This window comes from Streptomyces sp. P3 (assembly GCF_003032475.1).
Classification (GTDB): domain Bacteria; phylum Actinomycetota; class Actinomycetes; order Streptomycetales; family Streptomycetaceae; genus Streptomyces.
In genome coordinates, this window is sequence record NZ_CP028369.1 from 9,168,232 (window position 1) to 9,188,130 (window position 19,899).

General features: G+C 73.0%; 3 protein-coding genes. All 3 read left to right on the top strand.

All coding sequences use genetic code 11. The features are described 5' to 3' along the window. Window positions 1-34: 34 nt before the first annotated feature. The 3 genes from C6376_RS40805 (at window position 35) to C6376_RS40815 (ending at window position 19,852) form a co-directional block, all read left to right on the top strand. Window positions 35-2,443 (top strand): LuxR family transcriptional regulator, encoded by a 2,409-nt coding sequence (locus C6376_RS40805; RefSeq protein ID WP_159083439.1) that lies wholly within the window; start codon window positions 35-37, stop codon window positions 2,441-2,443. Window positions 2,444-2,588: 145 nt separating this feature from the next. Continuing rightward, window positions 2,589-10,847, top strand: a complete 8,259-nt coding sequence (locus C6376_RS40810) for an SDR family NAD(P)-dependent oxidoreductase (RefSeq protein ID WP_107448235.1) — start codon at window positions 2,589-2,591, stop codon at window positions 10,845-10,847. Between the two features lie 17 nt (window positions 10,848-10,864). Continuing rightward, window positions 10,865-19,852, top strand: coding sequence for a non-ribosomal peptide synthetase (locus tag C6376_RS40815; protein ID WP_107448237.1), 8,988 nt, complete (start codon window positions 10,865-10,867; stop codon window positions 19,850-19,852). Window positions 19,853-19,899 lie beyond the last annotated feature (47 nt).

Consider the following 19,899-nt stretch of genomic DNA (forward strand, 5'->3'; position numbering starts at 1 on the left):
ATGCGAGACGTTCTTTTCCCCGCACTTCGGCGAAATGGCCTCGTCCCCGGACGAACTCCGCGACGCCATGCAGGGTAGTCGGCCTCTGCGAGGCAGACACAGGGAGGCCGAAGTCCTGCGGACGGCACTGTCCGAGGCGGCCGCAGGGCAGGGCGGCACAGCGCTGGTCCTCGGCCCGCGCGGGTACGGCAAGACCCGCCTCGTGCAGGAGGTCAGCGGGACCGCCGAGGAGAACGGGTTCGTCGTCGTGTCCTTCGGCTCGGAGGACTTCGGGGATGAGCCGGACCTCCCCGACCGGCCGGTCCTGGCCGTCCTGGACGACACCCTGCTGAGTGCGGATCCGGAGGTGTTCGCCCGGATGCGGGCGACGCTGGCGCGACGCCAGGGCCGGCCCTGGTTCAGCCTGATCACCCTGTGCAGCGGTACCTACGGCCTCGAGGGCCACCAGTTCGTCTCCGGTCTGGAAGAGGCCGGGTGCACCCGCATCGAACTCCAGGGACTCGACCGCGACGCGATCCGGGACGTCATCACGGACATTCTCGGCGCACCGCCGGACGCCGACCTGCTCAAGGTCGCCGACAACGCGGCCGGCAACCCGCTGCTCGCGGTGTCCCTGGCGCAGGGGTTGCTGGAGGACGGCCGGGTGGCGATCAGAGGGGGCCTGGCGGTGTACGACCACACCGCCGTGCCGAGTCGGCTGCGCACCACGGTGACCTGCATGCTCAACGAACTCGATCACGACACACAGCAGTTGGTGCGGACGGCCGCCGCCCTCGGCCCCGCTTGCAGCGTCGACAGTCTCGCCGCCGTGTTCACCGGGTCCGCCGCTCGGTTCGCCGCCAGCGTCCAGCAGGCCATCGACGCCAAAATCATCGAACGCCGGGGCGACGAACTCGGTTTCTGCTACGAGTTGGTCCGCGGGGTCATCGCCGAGACGACCCCGCCCACCGTACGGCAGAAGGTGTTCGAGGAGCCCGCGTCGGCGTTGCGCGGCGGCCTCGACCGGTCCCCACAGCGGGTCGGGCCCCGCACGGCCGCACCCGTCGCGGAGCGTTCCGGCGGCCCCGAGCACACCGCCGACGTGGACCGGACGGTCGTCCTGACCCGCCGTATCCAGCTGTGCGTACTGGAGGGCCGGATGGACGAGGCCCACGACCTCGCCATTTCCCTCCTAGGCGCCAGCCGCCCGTTCAGAGACACCGCCGCCCGGGTCCTGGCCCTGCTGGTCCTCGCCGCCTGCGCACGGCTCGGCGGGCAGCCCTCCGTGGCCCTGCGGCGTGGCCGTGAGGCCGCGTCACTCGCCCTCGGCATGCGGGACCGCGGCGCGTTCGCCCGCCTGGCACCCCTCGTCGCGCTGGAACTGTCCCTGCTCGGCGAGACTGAGATACCCCGTTGGCTCCTGGAATCCGCCGACTACCCCCTGCCCTCCCACTCGGACGCCAAGGAGCCAACGGCGGACCTCTTCTCGGGTCTCGCCCGCACCAGGCTCCTGCTCCGGTGGGGGGAGGCCCCTCTGGCCGCCCAGGCCGCTGAGGACATCACCGACGCGGTCAACGCCGCGGGGCTCAGGGAGGCCCTGCCCCTGTGCTGGGCCGTCCAGGCCCAGGCCGCGCTACGCTCCGGACAGGCGGCCGGCGCGGAGCGGCTGGTGGCGCGCTACAAGTGGAACGAGTGGACGGGCGCCATGTCCGGCACCCCTCTGCCCGACTGGGTCGCCCTGCAGGTGGCGACGCAGCGGCAGGGACCGGTGCACGGGGCCGAGCTGCTGCTCGGCCGCTACGCCCACCTCATCTCCACCCCGGCGCTGTTCATCGAGGAGCCCGGCGCCGCGCCCTGGATGGTGCGCACCGCGCTCGCGGCCGGCGCCGGCAGGCTGGCCCGGGACGTGGCGTCCGAAGTGCGCCGGCTCGCCGACGCCAACTCCGACTTCGCGCCCGTCGCCGCCTCGGCCCTGCACGCCGAGGGGCTGTGGCGGCGGGACCCGGAGCTGCTCGAGCGCGCCGACCGGGAACACCGTGACCCCTGGGCCGCCGCCTCGGCGGTCGAGGATCTCATCGGCCTGCTGGCGGGCGTGGACGCACCGAACCGTCTCGCCTTCGCCCTGGGACTGGCCAGGGCCCGTCACCAGTACGAGAAGGCGGGCGACATGTCCGGCGCCGAACGCACCCGCCGCACCCTCGCCGGGCTGGGTCCGCTGTCCGCGCAGACACCCGAGCCGCGCGCCACCGGGAACCAGCCCCTGCTGTCAGGTTCCGAACGGGCGGTGACCGAACTCGTGGTCCAGGGAATGACCAACCGGCAGGTCGCGAAACAGCTCGACCTGTCACCCAACACTGTCAATTTCCATCTCCGCAACGTCTACCGCAAGTTCGGCATCGGTTCCCGAGTGGAACTCGCCCGGCTCTACCAAGGCGTGCCCCCGACGGACACCGTGCGGTGGTGACCGCGCTCCAGTGAGCGCACCCCGCTCCCCTCCGGCAGGCCGATGGCCGGCCCACCGCTCTCCCGGTTCCTTCGCGCCGACACCGCCCACAGTGGCCTTCGTCATGCCCGTCGCCGCCCGTTCGACGCCGTTCTGGAATGGACAGATGACCGACTCACCCAGGTTCACCGAGACCTTCACCGTCACCGCAGACAACCCCTTGCTGCGTGGTCACGTCGTCGACGGTCGCCGGCTCCTGCCCGCCGTCGGCTGTGTGGACCTGGTTCTGCAGGTCCTCGCCCGGCAGGGACAGGCACTCCCCGACGTCGTCCTGCGCAACCTCACCGTGCTCGCGCCGCTCACCGTCGCCCCCGGCCAGCAGGTCCTCGTCACCGTCGAAGGCCGTGGCGCGTCCGGCGGCGGCACCCGCGTCGAGGTACGTGGCCGGCACGCGGAGGACAGCACCGAGACCACCCATGCCGTGGTCACCGCCTATCCGACGACCGCCCAGGCATTCCCGGACCGGTTGTCCCTGCCCCTGGCCGCGTCGGACCGGAGCGCATCCCTCGCGGATATCTTCGCCTGGTGCCGGGAGCACGGCCTGGTCCACTCGGACCTGATGAAGGCCGCAGGGACGCTCCACCGGTGCGGCGGCGACTGGATCGCCGCACTGGAACTGGCTCCGGAACACCGCGACAGCGCGGATGCCTTCGTCTTCCATCCGGCCCTGTTCGAGGCAGCGCTGCTGAGCGGTGGAGTGGCCAGCGGTCTGCCCCACGACGACGGCACCCCCGAGGACGGCACTGCCGACGACCGGACACTGTTCCTGCCGAGCCGGTTCGAGCTCTACCTGCCCCTGGTCATCGAGTCCTTCCGGGCGACCGCGTCCCCCGGCTCCCACTGCTACGTGCGCATCCCCGCCGCGTCGGTCTCCCGCGACGACGAACTCGTGCGGCTGGCCATGGAGTTCTACGACCCGGCCGGAGTGAAGTTCGCCGAGGTCGGCCAGTACGTCGGCAAGAGGGTGCGTACTCCCACCGCGGCCTCCCCGGAGGCGACCCCGCAGGCCGAGCCGACGCTCCTGCCTGATATCGGCGTGCTGGGCGTCGTACGCCAACTGGTCGCCGAGCGCCTCGACATGACGCCCGAGCGGGTCGACGTCGACGCCGGCTACTACGACATGGGGCTCGCGTCGGCCGACCTGCTGTCCGTCGTCACCCGGCTGGGCGACCGGCTCTCCCTCGACCTCTCGCCGACGGTCATGTTCGAGCACCGGACCGTCGCCGAACTCGCGGCCTGGCTGGAACCGCGGGTCGCCGCGGACATTCCGGAGGAACCGCTGTCCGCGGTCCGCGCCACCGTGGCCGAACTGCTCTGCGTACCCCCCGAGGAGGTAGCCCCCGACGGCGCGCTGGAGGACCTCGGCCTCGACTGGACGGGCCTCGCCCAACTGGCCGACCGGCTGGGCGAGCGCCACGGGCGGGCCCTCGCCCCCACCGTCTTCCAGGAACACCGCACGGTACGCGCGGTCGCGGCGCACCTCGCGGCCGCCCCGGTCGCGCCAGGCGGCCCGGCACAGCTCCACCCGATGCTGGAGCGGGCCGACGCAGACGGTGCCGGCACGCTCTACACGGCACGCTTCGACGGCACCGAGCCCTACCTGCGGGATCACGTCGTGCGCGGCGGACGCGTGCTGCCGGGCGTCGTCCACCTGGAGATGGCCCGGGCAGCGGTCGCGGACGCGCTGGGCCAGGAGCGGGCGGCCGGCCTGCGGCTGGACGACGTCGTATGGCTACGGCCGGCGGTCTCCGGTCCCACCGGGCTCGAACTGCGCGTCACCATAAGCAGGTTGACTGACGACAACGCCGAGTACGAGATCCACGCCGTCGCACCCGACGATGAGCCGGTCCTGTGCGGCCGGGGCCGCGCGAGCCGTCCGGCCCCGGCCGGTCCTGCGCGGCCGGGACTCGCCGAGGCGAGGGCCGTGTGCACCGGCGCCACCTTCACCGCCGACGACGTCTACGGTCTGTACTCCGGTGCGGGCCTGGACTACGGCCCCTCCCAGCGCGCCCTGGTCCGCCTCCACACCGGCACCGACGACACGGGCCGCCCCCAGGCGCTCGCCGAACTGCGCCTGCCCGTCGCCGCCGAACCGCTGGACGGCTGCCTGCTGCACCCGAGCATCCTCGACGGCGCCCTCCAGGCCACGGTCGGCCTGCGGATGGCCGCCGGACCCGTCGGCGCCGGACCCGGCGGCGACGCAGGAGCACAGCCTGCTCTGCCCTTCGCCCTGCGCCATCTGGACACCGTCGCCGCCACACCGGCACGCGCGTACGCGTGGATCCGGCCGCAGCCGCACCGCCCGCCCCGCACGGCGTCGGCCGCGCTGGACATCACGGTGTTCGATGAGCAAGGCCGGGTGTGCGTGGAACTGACCGGCCTGAGCACCCGGACCCTGCGACCGCAGCACACGGCCCCACACGTCGAAGCACCCCTCGTACCCGCCGCGCCCTCCAGACGGACACTCGCCGACATCGCGATCGTCGGCCTGAGCGGGCGCTACCCGGAGGCGGAGGACCTCGACGCGTTCTGGGCCAACCTCCGTGCGGGCCGCGACTGCGTGCGCGAGATCCCGTCCGAGCGCTGGGACCCTCGCCGGTACGCGGACCCCGCCGCCGGCGCCGGGACACCGGCCCGATGGGGCGGCTTCCTGGACGGCATCGACCGCTTCGACCCCCTGTTCTTCCAGATCTCGCTGCTGGAGGCCGACTACCTCGACCCCCAGGAACGGCTCTTCCTCCAAGCCGCCCACCACGCCCTGGAGGACGCCGGCTACACGGGGGAGGAGCTGTCCCGGGCCGCTGCCGGGCCCGGCAGCGGGGCACCCGGCAAGGTGGGCGTCTTCGTCGGCGTGATGTACCAGGAGTACCAGCTGTTCGGCGCCCAGGCACAGGAACGCGGCCACCGGGTCGCCCTGTCCGGGAGCGCCGCCACGATCGCCAACCGGGTGTCGTACTTCTACGGGTTCACGGGCCCGAGCATGGCCCTCGACACCATGTGTTCGGGCTCGCTGACCGCCATCCACCTGGCCTGTGAGGCCATCCGCTCCGGCCAGTGCGGAGCCGCTCTCGCGGGCGGCGTGAACCTCAGCTCCCACCCGAACAAGTACCTCCTGCTGGGCATGCGCAACTTCCTCTCCAGCGATGGACGGTGCCGCAGCTTCGGCGAGGGCGGCGACGGCTACGTGCCCGGCGAGGGCGTCGGAGCCGTCCTGCTCAAACCGCTCGAACAGGCCGTGGCGGACGGCGACCACATCCACGGCGTCATCAAGGGAACCGCCGTCAACCACGGCGGACGTACCCCCGGATACTCCGTACCCAGCCCGGTCGCCCAGGGCGAGGTCATCGCCGACGCGCTCGTCGCCGCCGGCGTCGATGCGCGCACCCTTGGCTATCTGGAGGCCCATGGCACCGGCACGGCCCTCGGCGACCCCATCGAGATCGCCGGTCTGACCAAGGGGCTCCAGCGCGCGGGCGGTCTGCCGGAGCGCTGCGCCATCGGCTCGGTGAAGTCGAACATCGGGCACGGCGAGAGCGCCTCCGGCATCGCCGGCCTCACCAAGGTGCTGCTCCAGATGCGGCACGGCGAACTCGTGCCCAGCCTGCACTCCGCGACCCTCAACCCGCACATCGACTTCGACCGCACACCGCTGCGCGTGCAGCAGCGCCTGGAGCCCTGGCCACGGCCCGTGCTGGAGCTCGACGGCGAACGCCGCACCCATCCCCGGACCGCAGGCGTCTCCAGCTTCGGCGCCGGCGGCTCCAACGCACACCTCGTCGTCACCGAGTACGTCCCCGAGCCCGACCTCGAGCCGCGTCCCACACCGGAACCGGACGCCTCCGGCCGGCCCTCGCTGCTCGTGCTGTCCGCCCGCAGCGAGGAGCAACTGGCCGAACAGGCAAGGCGGTTGGCGGTCCGGCTGGGCGAGCTGAGCGACCAGGACCTGCCCGACGTCGCCTGGACACTCCAGACCGGCCGGATGCCCCTGGAGGAACGGTTCGCCCTCGCCGCCGGGTCCGTCCGCCAGGCCAGGGAACGGCTCTCGGAGTTCGCCGCCGGACCGTCCCGCCCCGGCCCATGGATCCGGGGCGCCGTCCGCACCGGCCCCGAGGCGCCGACCCCCGAGCAGACCCGGACGGAACTGGGCGCGGCCCTCGCCGCATGGTCCGCGCACGGGACGTACGACAGGCTGCTCGGCCTGTGGACCGAGGGCGCTGCACTCGACTGGGCGGCACTGCAACCCCCGGCCCGGTCGGCGCGGCGCGTCAGCCTGCCCGGATATCCCTTCGCCCGGGAGCGGTGCTGGCTGGACCTCGACGACGCCGTGCCCTCCGGCCCCGCCTCCGAGCCCTCCGGCCCCACCCCGCCGGCCGCGAACGGCGACGAGTTGATGCTCCTGCGCCCCGTCTGGACCGAACGCGAGGGCGCGCCCGCCGTGACGGGGGAGGAGTTCTCCGCACGCTACGTCGTGGTGCTCGGCCGACTGGGCGAGCGGGACGACGACGCGCTGCGGACCGTCCTGCCCGCCGGCGCCGTCTGCCGGTTCCTGCCCCTCGACGAGGGCCCCCTGGACCGCCGCTACACCGACGTGGCGCGCGAGGTGTTCACCCTCACGCGCGAGATCCTCTCCGGCGGCGCACGGCGTCCCGTACTGCTCCAGGTCGTGCTGACCGGCGATCCCGGCACGGACGCCGAACGGGACCGAATGGCCTGCTTCGGCGGCCTGGCCGGCCTGCTCAGAACGGCCCGTCTGGAGGACCCCCGGCTGCACGCGCAGTACGTGGAATGCCTCGACGGAGCGGCTCCCGCCATTGTCGCGGCCCGGCTTGTCGCCGAGAACGGCGCCGAGCCCGAAGTGCGCTACCGCGCCGGACGACGCCACGTCGTACGGATGGACGAGCTGACCGGCCCCCGGCCGGTGACCCGCCAGTGGAAGGAGGGCGGCGTCTATCTGATCACCGGCGGAACCGGAGGCCTCGGGCTGATCGTGGCGCGGGACATCGCCGCCAGGACGACCCGCGCGACGGTGGTCCTGACGGGACGCTCCCCGCTGACCGGGGCCCAGCGCGCCGCTCTGGACGCGCTGCGCGAGCACGGCCTGACGGTCGACCACCGGCGCGCGGACGTGTCCGACCGGGACTCCGTCGCCGGGCTTCTGGCCCACGTGGCCGACCGCCACGGCCCGTTGACCGGCGTCGTGCACAGCGCCGGCGTCCTCGACGACGGCCTGCTGATCAGGAAGACCCCCGAGCAGTTCGAACGGGTCCTGGCGCCCAAGGTCGCCGGTGTCGTCCACCTCGACGAGCTGACCCGCGACCAGCCGCTGGAGACGTTCCTGTGCTTCTCCTCCACCAGCGGGGCCTTCGGCAACGTGGGCCAGGCCGACTACGCGGCGGCCAACGCCTTCCTGGACGCCTACGCGGCGCACCGCAACCGCCTCGTCGACGCCGGGCTGCGCAGCGGCAGGACCGTGTCCATCGGCTGGCCCCTCTGGGACGAGGGCGGCATGGGAGCCGACCCCACGCTCCGGGCCCGGCTGCGCGACCTCGGATTCGCGCCGCTGGACACCGCCCGGGGGCTCGAGGCACTGCGGTGCGCACAGGCCGCCGACGACAACGGACTGGGGGAGGGCAGGCTGCTCGTCCTCCTGGGCCGGCGGGAGGCGCTGCCACCCGGACTCCTCGGCCCCGCCGCCCCCGAAACGGTGACCCGGCCGGTGACCGGCGCCCCCGACCGCGAGGAGAGCGCAGTGACACCGGAGCCGGTGGCGGACGGCGTCCTGGAGGAGCGGGCCGCCGCCCACCTGCGGCGCGTGATCGCCGGGGCCCTCAAACTCGGCCCCGAGCGGTTGGGAGCCGACACCCCGCTGGAGCGGTACGGCATGGACTCCGTCATCGCCGTGACCCTCACCTCCCGCCTGGAGGAGGAGTTCGGCCCGCTCCCGCGCACCCTGCTCTTCGAGGCGCAGACGGTCCGTGAACTGGCCCGGTACGTCATGGCCGAACACCCCGACGCCCTGCGCGCACTGCTCGGCGAACCCGCCGCCCCCGAACCGGCGCTCGCCACTTCCCCCGCCGCGCAGGCTCCCGACGCCGTGGCGGCCGCCGCCCAGCAGCCCGCCGCCGTATCCGCGCCGCAGCGGCCCGCCACCGACATCGCCGTCATCGGCGTCAGCGGCCTCTACCCCCAGGCCGACGACCTCGACGCCTTCTGGGACAACCTCCGGTCCGGCAAGGACTGCGTGACGCGCATCCCCGCGGACCGCTGGGAGCGTCTCTACGGCGCCAGCCCGGAGGAGGCCGGTCCGACGCGCGGCACCTGGGGCGCGTTCCTCGACGGCATCGACCGCTTCGACCCGCTGCTCTTCGGCATCTCGCCCCGTGAGGCCGCTGCCATGGACCCGCAGCAGCGGCTGTTCCTGCAGACCGTATGGCACCTCCTGGAAGAAAGCGGCGTCACCCAGGACGCACTGGAGCATCGTTACGGCCGCCGCGTCGGCGTCTACGTCGGGGCGGCCTACCAGATGTACCGCGCGGACGACTCGGACCCCGTCCTCGCGGCACTCACCGCCACCACGTCGTACAACCTCATCGCCAACCGTGTCTCCTACTTCTTCGGCCTGGAAGGCCCGAGCCTGGCCGTGGACAACATGTGCACGTCGTCGGCCACGGCCATCCACCTCGCCTGCGCCGACCTGCAGCGCGGTGAGGCCGAACTGGCCGTGGCCGGCGGGGTCAACCTCACCGTCGACCCGGCCAAGTACGTGGCGCTGTCCGAGATGCAGCTCCTCGGGAGCCACCCGGGCAGCCGCAGCTTCCGGGACGGGGACGGCTATCTGCCCGCCGAGGCCGTCGGAGCCGTCCTGCTGAAACCGCTGGACGCCGCACTGCGTGACGGCGACACCGTGCACGCCGTGATCAAGGCCACCGCCACGGCCCACGGCGGCCGGGCCAACGGCTTCATGACGCCCAGTCTCCGCACCCAGGTGAGCGTCATGCGGCGCGCGCTGGAACGGGCCGGCGCGGCACCCGAGTCCATCGGGTACGTCGAGGCGGCCGCCAACGGCACCACCATCACCGACGAGGTCGAACTGCGGGCCCTCGGCGAGGTGTTCCGAGACGTCGACGAGCCCGTGGCCGTCGGCACCGTGAAGTCGGCCCTGGGCCATCCCGAGGCGGCCTCCGGCATCGCCCAGCTCACCAAGGTCGTCCTGCAACTGCGGCACGGGCAGCTGCCGCCGCTGGTCGAGGCGGGCGACCCCAATCCCCGGCTGGACCCCGACGACGGCCCGCTCCGGCTGTGCACCGGCCTCGCCGCCTGGGAGCCCCGGGCCACGACCGACGCCGACGGCCGGCCGCTGCCGCGCCGCGCCCTCGTCAACTCCGTGGCGGCCGGCGGCAGTCATGTCGCCCTCGTCGTCGAGGCACCGCCGCCGGCCGTGGCGGCCGAGCCGCCGACCGAGGACAACGGACCCCAGGTGGTCGTGGTCTCGGCCGGTGACGCGGAGCGGCTGCACACCGCCGTACGGAGACTGCGCGACTTCCTGACGGACGGGAACGCGCCCCGCCTCGCGGACCTCGCGTACACCACCCAGCTGGGCCGCGAGGCACTCCCGGAGCGGCTGGCGGTGGTGGCCGCCTCCCACGAGGAACTGAGGGCCGCCCTCGCCGACTGCCTCGGCGGCGAGCCGGAGGCCGACCACGGCGCCCCGCCCCCGGTCGTCCTGCGCGGCAACGCCGACGACGACGCCGGCCCCCTGGACGCGATGCTCTCCGGCACCCGGGGCGCCCAGTTCCTGTCGGGTCTGGTCGAGGACGGGGACCTGGAACGCCTCGCCGGGCTCTGGGTGCGAGGGACGCACGTACCGTGGCGGGAACTGCACTCCGGCCCCCGCCGCGTCGTCCCCCTGCCGCCGACCGCCTTCGAACCGGACAGTCACTGGCTCGTCCGCGACCGCGCGCGACCGGCCGGCGAGTCCACCCGGGCGCCCGCGGCCACCGTCGCTTCCGGTCCGCACAACGGCACTCGCCCCGACGCGGAACACGAACTCGCGCACACCTGGGCGGCCTTGTTGCAGATCGACGTCGAACGGCTCAACGCCCGCAGCGACTTCTTCTCGCTCGGAGGCAACTCGCTCCTCGCGACCCGCCTGACCAACCTGATCCGGCAGGACTTCGGCGTGGATCTGCCCGTCCAGGCCGTCTTCGGCCACCCGAAGCTCGTCGACATGGCCGGCGAACTCCGCCGCATCGCCCCGGCCGTCGAGGACGCACCCGCCCTCGACACGGACCGGGTCCTCAGGAGCCTCGGCCTGGTCGAGACCCTGAGCGACGCCGATCTGGACGCCCTGACGAGCGAGAACTAGGCGGAAGAGGAACTCCCATGAGCGCCACCAGTGACATTGCCGGCAGTGACCTCAGCACGCAGGAGCTGGTCCGCAGGATCCGCGCCCTGCCCGCCCGGCGCAGGCACGCGCTGACCGCGCTGCTGAAGCGGCAGGGTGTCGACCTGTCCACGCTCCTCGCCGGCGACCCGGAGATGGCCCGTCCGGACGACGGGCCGGTGCGGCTGTCCTTCACCCAGCAGCGCCTGTGGTTCCTGGCCCAACTCGACGACACCGACGCGGCCTACAACATCCCCATGGCGATCCGGCTGCGCGGAACCCTGGACCGCCCGGCGCTGCTGCGCGCGCTCGACGCGGTCGTCCAGCGGCACGAAGTGCTGCGAACCCGGTTCGTCGACCAGGACGGCGTTCCCTACCAGCACGTCGGTGACGGCCGGGACATCACCGTGCGCGAGGAGGAACTCACCGACCCGGACCGACTGCCCGCCGTCTGCGCCCTGGCGGCCGCCGAGCCCTTCGACCTGTCCCGCGACCCCCTGCTGCGGATGCGGCTGCTGCGGCTGGGCGAGCGGGAGCACGTCCTGCTGGTGACCATGCACCACAGCGTCTCCGACGGCTGGTCGGTGGGCCTCTTCGTCCGCGACGTCGGCGCGCTCTACGAAGCGTTCCACGCCGGACGCCCCGACCCCCTGCCCCCGCTGCCCGTGCAGTACGCCGACTACGCGCACTGGCAGCGCCAGTGGCTCGGCGACGGAGTGCAAGAGCGTCAACTCGCCTACTGGACCCGGCAGCTCGCCGGAACGGACGCGCGGCTGACCCTCCCCACCGACCGGGAACGTCCACCCGTGAAGGCCTACCGGGGAGCCCGCGAGGAGTTCCACTGCCCGGCCGAGCTCCTCGACGGCCTGCGCGCCGTCGCCACCCGGTACGAAGCCACCCTCTACATGACGCTGCTCGCGGCCTACCAGGTGGTCCTGCACCGCTGCACCGGGCAGACCGACATCGCCGTCGGCACGGTCGTCGCCGGCCGCAACCGGCCCCAGGTGGAGGAGCTCATCGGCTTCTTCGCCAACACCCTCGTGCTGCGTACCGACCTGTCGGGCGACCCGCCCTTCCACGAGCTGCTGGCCCGGGTGAAGAAGACGGCGCTCGACGCCTACGCCCACCAGGACGTGCCCTTCGAAGCCGTGGTGGACGCCCTCGACCTGGAGCGCAGCCTCAGCCACTCACCCGTCTTCCAGACCATGTTCGTCCTCCAGGAGGCCCGCACGGAGCGCTCCTACCGGGCGGGAGACCTTGAGGTCACCGGCGTCGACATCGAGGTCGCGTCCACCAAGTTCGACCTGACGCTGGAACTGCGGGAGACCCCCGACGGCCTCACCGGAGCCGTCGAGTACGACACCGACCTCTACGACCGGGACACCGTACGGCGCTTCATCGGCCACTACACGCGGCTGCTGGCCTCCGTCGCAGCCGACCCCGGTGCGTCGCTGGCAGGGCTCGGCATGCTCGACGCCCGGGAGCGCCACCAGGTCCTGGACGTGTGGAACGACACGGTCCGCGCCTTCACGGACGACCGCTGTCTGCACCATCTGTTCGAGGACGCGGTGCGCCGCCACCCGGACCGCGTCGCCCTGGTCGACGCCGAGAACTCCTGGAGCTACGCGGAACTCGACGCCCGGGCCGACCACGTCGCCCGTGCGCTGCGCCGGTGCGGGGTGGGCCCGGACACCCCGGTCGGACTGCACACCGAGCGCTCCGCCGAGATGGTGGCCGGCATCCTGGGCATCCTCAAGGCGGGCGGCGCCTACATGCCGGTCGAGCCGTCCTACCCGGCCGCCCGCATCGCCGACCTCCTGGAGGGCTCCCGCGCCGAGGCGGTGCTCACCCAGCCGCACCTCGCCACCGGCCCGCTGGACGCCGTGCCGCACCTGCTGGCCCTCCACCACGACGGGCGGATCTCGGACCGCGACGGCCGCGACCCGGGGGAACAGGACGGCGCCGCGCCGCGGCATCTGGACGTCACCGCCGGCCACCTCGCGTACGTGATCCACACCTCCGGCTCCACGGGTCGTCCCAAGGGCGTCATGATCGAGCACCGGGCGGCCGTCAACCGCATCGAGTGGATGCAGAACGAGTACCGGCTCACCGAGCACGACGTCGTCCTGCAGAAGACCCCGTTCAGCTTCGACGTCTCGGTGTGGGAGTTCTTCTGGCCCCTGCTGTACGGCGCCCGGCTGGCCCTCGCCGAGCCCGAGGGACACAAGGACCCCGAGTACCTGCTCTCCGCGATCCGACGGTTCGGGGTCACCACCCTGCACTTCGTGCCGTCCATGCTCCGGGCCGTCGTCGCCGAGCCCGGCTGGTCGCACTGCACATCCGTACGGCAGGTCTTCTGCAGCGGCGAAGCCCTGCCCGCGGACCTGTGCGCCCGCCACCAGGAACGGCATCCGGGGGCCCTGCACAACCTGTACGGCCCCACCGAGGCCGCCGTCGACGTGAGCCACTGGACCGTCCCCGCCGGACAGCCCGTACGCACCGTCCCCATCGGCAGGCCGATCCAGAACCTCCGGCTCTACGTCCTCGACGACGCCCTGCGCCCCCAGGGCATCGGCACCCCCGGCCACCTCCACATCGCGGGCACCGGCCTGGCCCGGGGCTACCTCCACCAACCGGAGCTGACCCGGGAACGGTTCGTGCCCGACCCCTTCGGCGCCGAGCCCGGCGGCCGCCTGTACCGGACCGGCGATCTGGCCCGCTGGCGCTCCGACGGCGCCCTGGAGTACCTGGGGCGGATCGACGACCAGGTCAAGCTGCGCGGCTTCCGCATCGAACTCGGCGAGATCGAGCACCGGCTGGCCGAACACCCGGCGGTCCGGGCGAACACGGTCGTCGTCCGCGAGGAGCAGCCGGGCAACCCGCAGTTGGTTGCGTACGTCGTGCCGGCGCACGGTGACGGGTCCGCCGACCTCCGCGGCGAACTCACCGCCCATCTCGCCGCCGCACTGCCCGAGTACATGGTGCCCGGCGCCGTCGTCACCCTCGACGCCCTGCCCGTGACCGCCAACGGGAAACTCGACCGCAAGGCCCTGCCGGCCCCCGGCATCGAGGCCTTCGCCCCGCGCGGCCACACCGCTCCCCGCACGCCGACCGAACGGTTCCTGGCGTCCTTGTGCGCCGAACTGCTCGGCTTCGACGAGGATCGGGTGGGCGCCGACGACAACTTCTTCGCCCTGGGCGGCCACTCCCTGCTCATCCCCGTCCTGGTGGCCCGGCTGAACGCCTCCGGCCGCACGGTCACCGTACGCGACGTGTTCGGCGCGCCCACGCTGGCCGCCCTGGCCACCCTGATCGACACGGCGGAGCGGGACGCCGGCCCCGACATCCCGGCCCCGCTGATCCCCCTAGGTTGCGAGCGCATCACCCCGTCGATGCTTCCGCTCGTCGACCTGGACCAGGAGCGGATCGACGCGGTGGTGGCGACCGTTCCCGGTGGTGCGCCCAACGTGCAGGACGTGTACCCGCTGGTCGCCACCCAGGAGGGCATCCTCTTCCACCACCTGATGGACCCCGACCACGACCCCTACTTCGTCACCACCCTGTACCTCGCCGACGACGAGGCGGCGGTCACCGCGTTCGTCCGGGCGCTGCGGGCTGTCGTCGACCGGCACGACGTCATGCGCACCGCCGTCCTCACCGCCGGGCTCCCCGAGCCCGTCCAGGTCGTCCACCGCACCGCCGAACCACCGGTGCAGCGCACCCGCCTGGACCCGGACACCGACGCCGAGACACAGGTGTGGGCGCTGGCGGACGGATTCGGACGGATGCCGCTCGACCGGGCCCCGCTGCTCAGGCTGCTCGTGGCCGAGGACACCGTGACCGGCCGCCGGTACCTGCTGCTGAACGCCCACCACCTGATCGAGGACGCCACCTCCCTGCGGCTGATGCTCGGCGAACTCGGCGTCCACATGGCCGGGCGCACCGACCTGCTGGCGCCCGCTCCGCCGTACCGCGACTTCGTCGCCCGCACCCTGCGCCGCCAGGCGGACGACGACGTCGAGACGTACTTCCGGGAGGCACTCGGCGACGTCGCCGAGCCGACGACCCCGTTCGGACTCACCGACGTACGCGGTGACGGCCGTGGAGTGGGCCGGCTGCGCCGCACCTTGCCCGCAGGGCTCACCCGCGACCTGCGCGCCCAGGCCGGCCGGCTGCGGCTCAGCCCCGCCTGCCTCTTCCACGCCGCCTGGGCCTGTGTCGTGTCCGCCACCAGCGGCCGCTCCGACGTGGTGTTCGGCGCCGTCCTCTCCGGCCGGCTGCAGGGCATCCCGGGCGTCGAGCGGATGCTGGGCAACTTCATCAACACGCTGCCCCTGCGCACCCGGCTCGACGACCGCACGGTCCGGGAACTGGTCGACGAGGTCGACACCCGGCTGCGGGAGCTGGTCGTCCGCGAACAGAGCCCGCTGAGCCTCGCCCAGCGCTGCAGCGGTCTCGACGGCGACGTACCGCTGTTCAGCGCCGTGGTCAACTACCGGCACTTCGAACCCGGCCTCGACGAGGCGGCCGCCTGCCGTATCGAGGACCACGGAATCCGCTTCCTGACCGCCGCCGACGCCATCAACTATCCGCTGACCGTGTCGCTCGACGACTTCGGCACCGAACTCTCGCTGGAAGTACTGGCCGACGACAGCATTCCCGGCGAGACGGTCGCGGACCTCGTCGAGAGCGCACTCGCGGGCGTCGTCCAGTCGCTCGCCGAGAACGACGGCACCGGCACGGCGGCCCTCGACGTGGACGTCCTCTCCGCCGCCGAGCGCCGACGCCTGCTGACCGAGTGGAACGGCACCGCCGTGGAGGTGGGCACGCAAACACTCACCGAGGCCTTCACGGACAGGGCGGCAGGCCACCCGGACCGCACCGCCCTGGTCCACGAGGGCGAGACCCTCACCTACGGCGCCCTCAACGCGCGTGCCAACCGGCTCGCCCACTGGCTGGCCGAGCGGGGCGCGGGCCCCGGCACCCGCGTGGGCATCCGGATGCCCCGCTCCTTCGACCTGGTGACCGCCGTCTACGCGACGCTCAAGACCGGCGCCACCTACCTGCCGATCGAGACCGACCTGCCCGCAGAGCGCGTCGAGCAGATGCTCGCCGACAGCAGGCCCCTGCTCGTCCTGGAGGAGCTGCCGGACACCTCCACGCACCCGGACACCGACCCGCCGGCGAAAGCGACGAAGGACGACCCCGCCTACATCCTCTACACCTCCGGGTCGACCGGCGGCCCCAAGGGCGTCGTCATCCCGCACCGCGCCGGACTGAACTGGACCGCCTGGAAACAGCATTGCTACGGCATGGCCGAGGGCGACCGCATGCTGCTGAAGACCTCGATCGGCTTCGACGTGTCGGTGCCCGAGCTGTTCTGGCCGCTCCAGGTCGGCGCGAGCCTCGTGATCGCCCGCCCCGACGGCCACCGCGACCCCGAGTACCTGGCTCGGCTGATCCGCGACGAACACGTCACCGACGTCCACTTCGTGCCGTCCATGCTCGCCGAGTTCCTCTCGGAACCGGCCGCCGCCGAGTGCACCGCGCTGCGCCGCGTGGAGGCCGCGGGCGAGGCACTCCCCGTCGACCTCGCCGACCGTTTCACCCGCCTGCTGCCCGACGCCGAACTGCACAACCTGTACGGGCCCACCGAGGTCGGAGCGACCACCGCATGGCGGTACCGGCCCGAGAGCGACGCGACGAGCGTGCCCATCGGCAGGCCGGTCCAGAACATCCGCGCGTACGTCCTGGACACGTCGCTGCGCCCGGTGCCGCCGGGCGTGCCGGGTGAGCTGTACGCCGCCGGCGACGGCCTCGCTCACGGCTACCTCGACCGGCCTGAGCTGACCGACGAACGCTTCGTCGCCAACCCGTTCGAGCCGGGCACCCGGATGTACCGCACGGGAGACCTGGCCAAGTGGCGCCCCGACGGCGTCCTCGACTACCTCGGCCGCGCCGACGACCAGGTCAAGGTACGGGGCTTTCGCGTCGAGCCGGGCGAGGTCGCGAGCACGTTGCTCGCCCACCCGGCCGTCCACCGGGCCGTGGTCCTGCCGCGCGGCAGCGGCGCCGCCCGCTCCCTGGCCGCCTACGTCAGCCCGACCCGGCAGTGGCTCGACACCGCTGCCCGCGAGACGGCCGACGACCACCTCGACCGCCGGCGGCGGCATTTCGACGAGGAGTACGCGGGAACGGACGCCGATGCGGTGGGGCCGGCCGGCGGCATCGCGCGCCTCATCGAGCGACTGCGCCCCCAGCGGGTGCTGGAGATCGGCTGCGGCAGCGGCCGGCTGCTCTCGCGGTACGCGGGCGACTGCGTCTCGGTGCACGCCCTCGACCTCTCGGCCGCGGCACTCGACACCGCCCGCCGAGAGGTGGACCGGCACGGCTGGACCCACGTCACCCTGAGCCGGGGCGACGCGCTGTCCGTGACGGACCTCGCGGGGGAGACGTACGACACGATCGTGCTCGACTCGGTGGTGCGGTACTTCCCCAGCCTCCCGTACCTGGAGGAGGCCCTCGCACGTCTGCTGCCTCTCCTCGGGGACGGCGGGCGCCTCCTCATCGGCGGCGTGGAGAACCTGGACCTGTCATCGGCCCGCGCCTACGCGGCGGAACGCGCCGGGGCGCAGGGCCGTGTCACGGCCGGGGAACTGGCCGCCCGCGCGGCGCGCCGTCGGCGACGGGAGACCGCACTCCTCGTCAGCCCCACGTACTTCGCCGCGCTGACCGAACGGTTCCCGGAACTCGGCGCCGTCGACCTCGTGCTCGAACGCGCCGCGGCCGACGAGGACACGCCCGCTCACCACTACGACGTCGTCCTGACCAAGGGACCCGTGCCCCAGGCCGCCCCCCTGACCTGGCTGGAGGCCACCACCCCTGCCCGGCTGCGGGCCCTTCTGGACGCCGGCGCCCCCGACGAGTTCGGCGTGAGCGGGCTGACCGATCCCCGCGTCACGGACGACGTGCGGGCCTGGGAGGACCTGCGGCGCCGGTCGCCCGCCCACGAGGCCGAACCTCTCCCGGACGCGCACCGGGCCGTCGCGCAGACCCGGGAACTCGCGGCCGTCCTGCGGCACGCCGAGACCCTCGGCCACCGGGTCGCCGCCACCTGCTCGCAGGACCGCCTGGACGGCCTGGACCTCGTGTTCGCCCGCGGCGAAGCGCCGCGGGCCCGCGCCCGCGCCCCCTACCGCGCGACACGGCTCGCCAACTCCCCGCAGATCGGAGCGCTGGGCCCGGCCATGGCCCGGGACCTGAAGGACCACCTGGCGCGACTGCTGCCCCACTACATGGTCCCCGGCGTCTTCGTGCTCCTGGAGGAACTCCCCGTCACGATCAACGGAAAGATCGACAAGCGGGCGCTTCCCGAACCGGACGAGGACGACATCGCCAAGGAGGCCTACGTCGCGCCGCGCACGGACGCGGAGCGCACCCTGTGCCGGATCATGGGGGAGGTGCTCGGGCTCACCGAGGTGGGCCTCCAGGACACCTTCTTCGACCTGGGCGGCCACTCCCTGCTGGCCACCCGTCTCACCCTCCGGGTCCGCAAGGAGACGGGCGCCGAACTGCCCCTGCATCTTGTCTTCGGCGGGGCCACCGTGGCGGAACTGGCCGTTCTCCTCGAAGGGGAGCCGGTGGCCGCACAGGCGCCCGAGGAGGGTCGCGATGCGACACCCGAGGCAGCGCCGATCTCCCTGCAACAGAGCGACCTGTGGTTCCTCCACCGCCCCGCGCACCTGGGCGCCGCCCACGACAACGTGCAGCAGGCCTTCCGCATGAGCGGACGCCTGGACCGCGACGCCTACGTCCGCAGCGTCCGGACCCTGGTGGAACGCCACGCGGTGCTGCGAACCGGCTACCTCCGGCGCGGCGACAGCGTGGTCCAGCGCGTCCACGACGCATCCGGCTTCGAGGTCACCGTGCTGCACACCGGCGAGGACGACATCTCCGAATGGCTCCGGGCCGAACGGCTGCGTCCCTTCGACCCGGACGGGCGGCACATGCTCAGGGCCCATCTGCTGGCCCTCTCGGACGACGAGCACATCGCCGTGCTCACCCGGCCCTGGGGCGTGTACGACGGCTGGTCGGTGAACGTCCTGCTCGCCGAACTCCAGCTGCTGTACGGCACGCTGAGCCGTGGGAAGGATCCGCAACTGCCCGCGCCGGCACTGGAGTACGCCGAATTCGCCCGCTGGCAGCGACGAACCGTCGACGGCGCGGAACTCGCCCGGCAGGAGACCTACTGGCGTGACCGGCTGGACGGGCTGCCGGCGTGTCTGTCCCTGCGCACCGACTTCCCGCGCTGCCCGGTGCGCACCCACCAGGGCTCCTCGGTGGAGCTGCGGGTACCCGCCGAACTCCTCTCCCGGATCCAGCAGTTGAGCAAGGAGCGAGGCGTCAGCCTCTACACGACCCTGCTGTCGGCCTTCGCCGTCCTGCTCGGCGGCCGCACCCAGGACGAGGACATCGCCATCGGGGCCGCCGTGACCAACCGGCCGCGGACCGACCTGGACCAGGTCGTGGGCTACTTCGTCAACCTGCTGGCGCTCCGGCTGGACGTGACCCCGCACCGCGCCTTCACCGACCTGCTGGCCGAGACCCGACGCGTCACCGCCGAGGCCCACGAGCACAAGGACCTGCCCTTCGCCGACCTGGTCCGCGCCCTGGTACCGGAACCGGACGCGGCGTACCCCCCGCTGTTCCAGGTGATGTTCAACCTGCTCCCGACAGCGGGCGGCGATGAGAGCGGCGCGGCGGAGCTCGGCATCGTCCCCCTGCCGGCCACCGCCGGCACCGCAAGGTTCGACCTCAACCTCGTCGTCCGGGAGACCGCCGACGGGCTGCTCGGACAACTGGAGTACAGCACCGACCTGTTCGCCCGAAGCACGGCACAGGAGATGGCGCGGTCCTACGAACGGCTGCTGCGGGACATCGCGGCGCATCCGGAATCCGAACTTTCACGGCTGCGCTCTGCGAACTGAGCAAGCCGAAGTGAACAAGAAATCTGCCCGCCAGGTTCGTGAGAGAG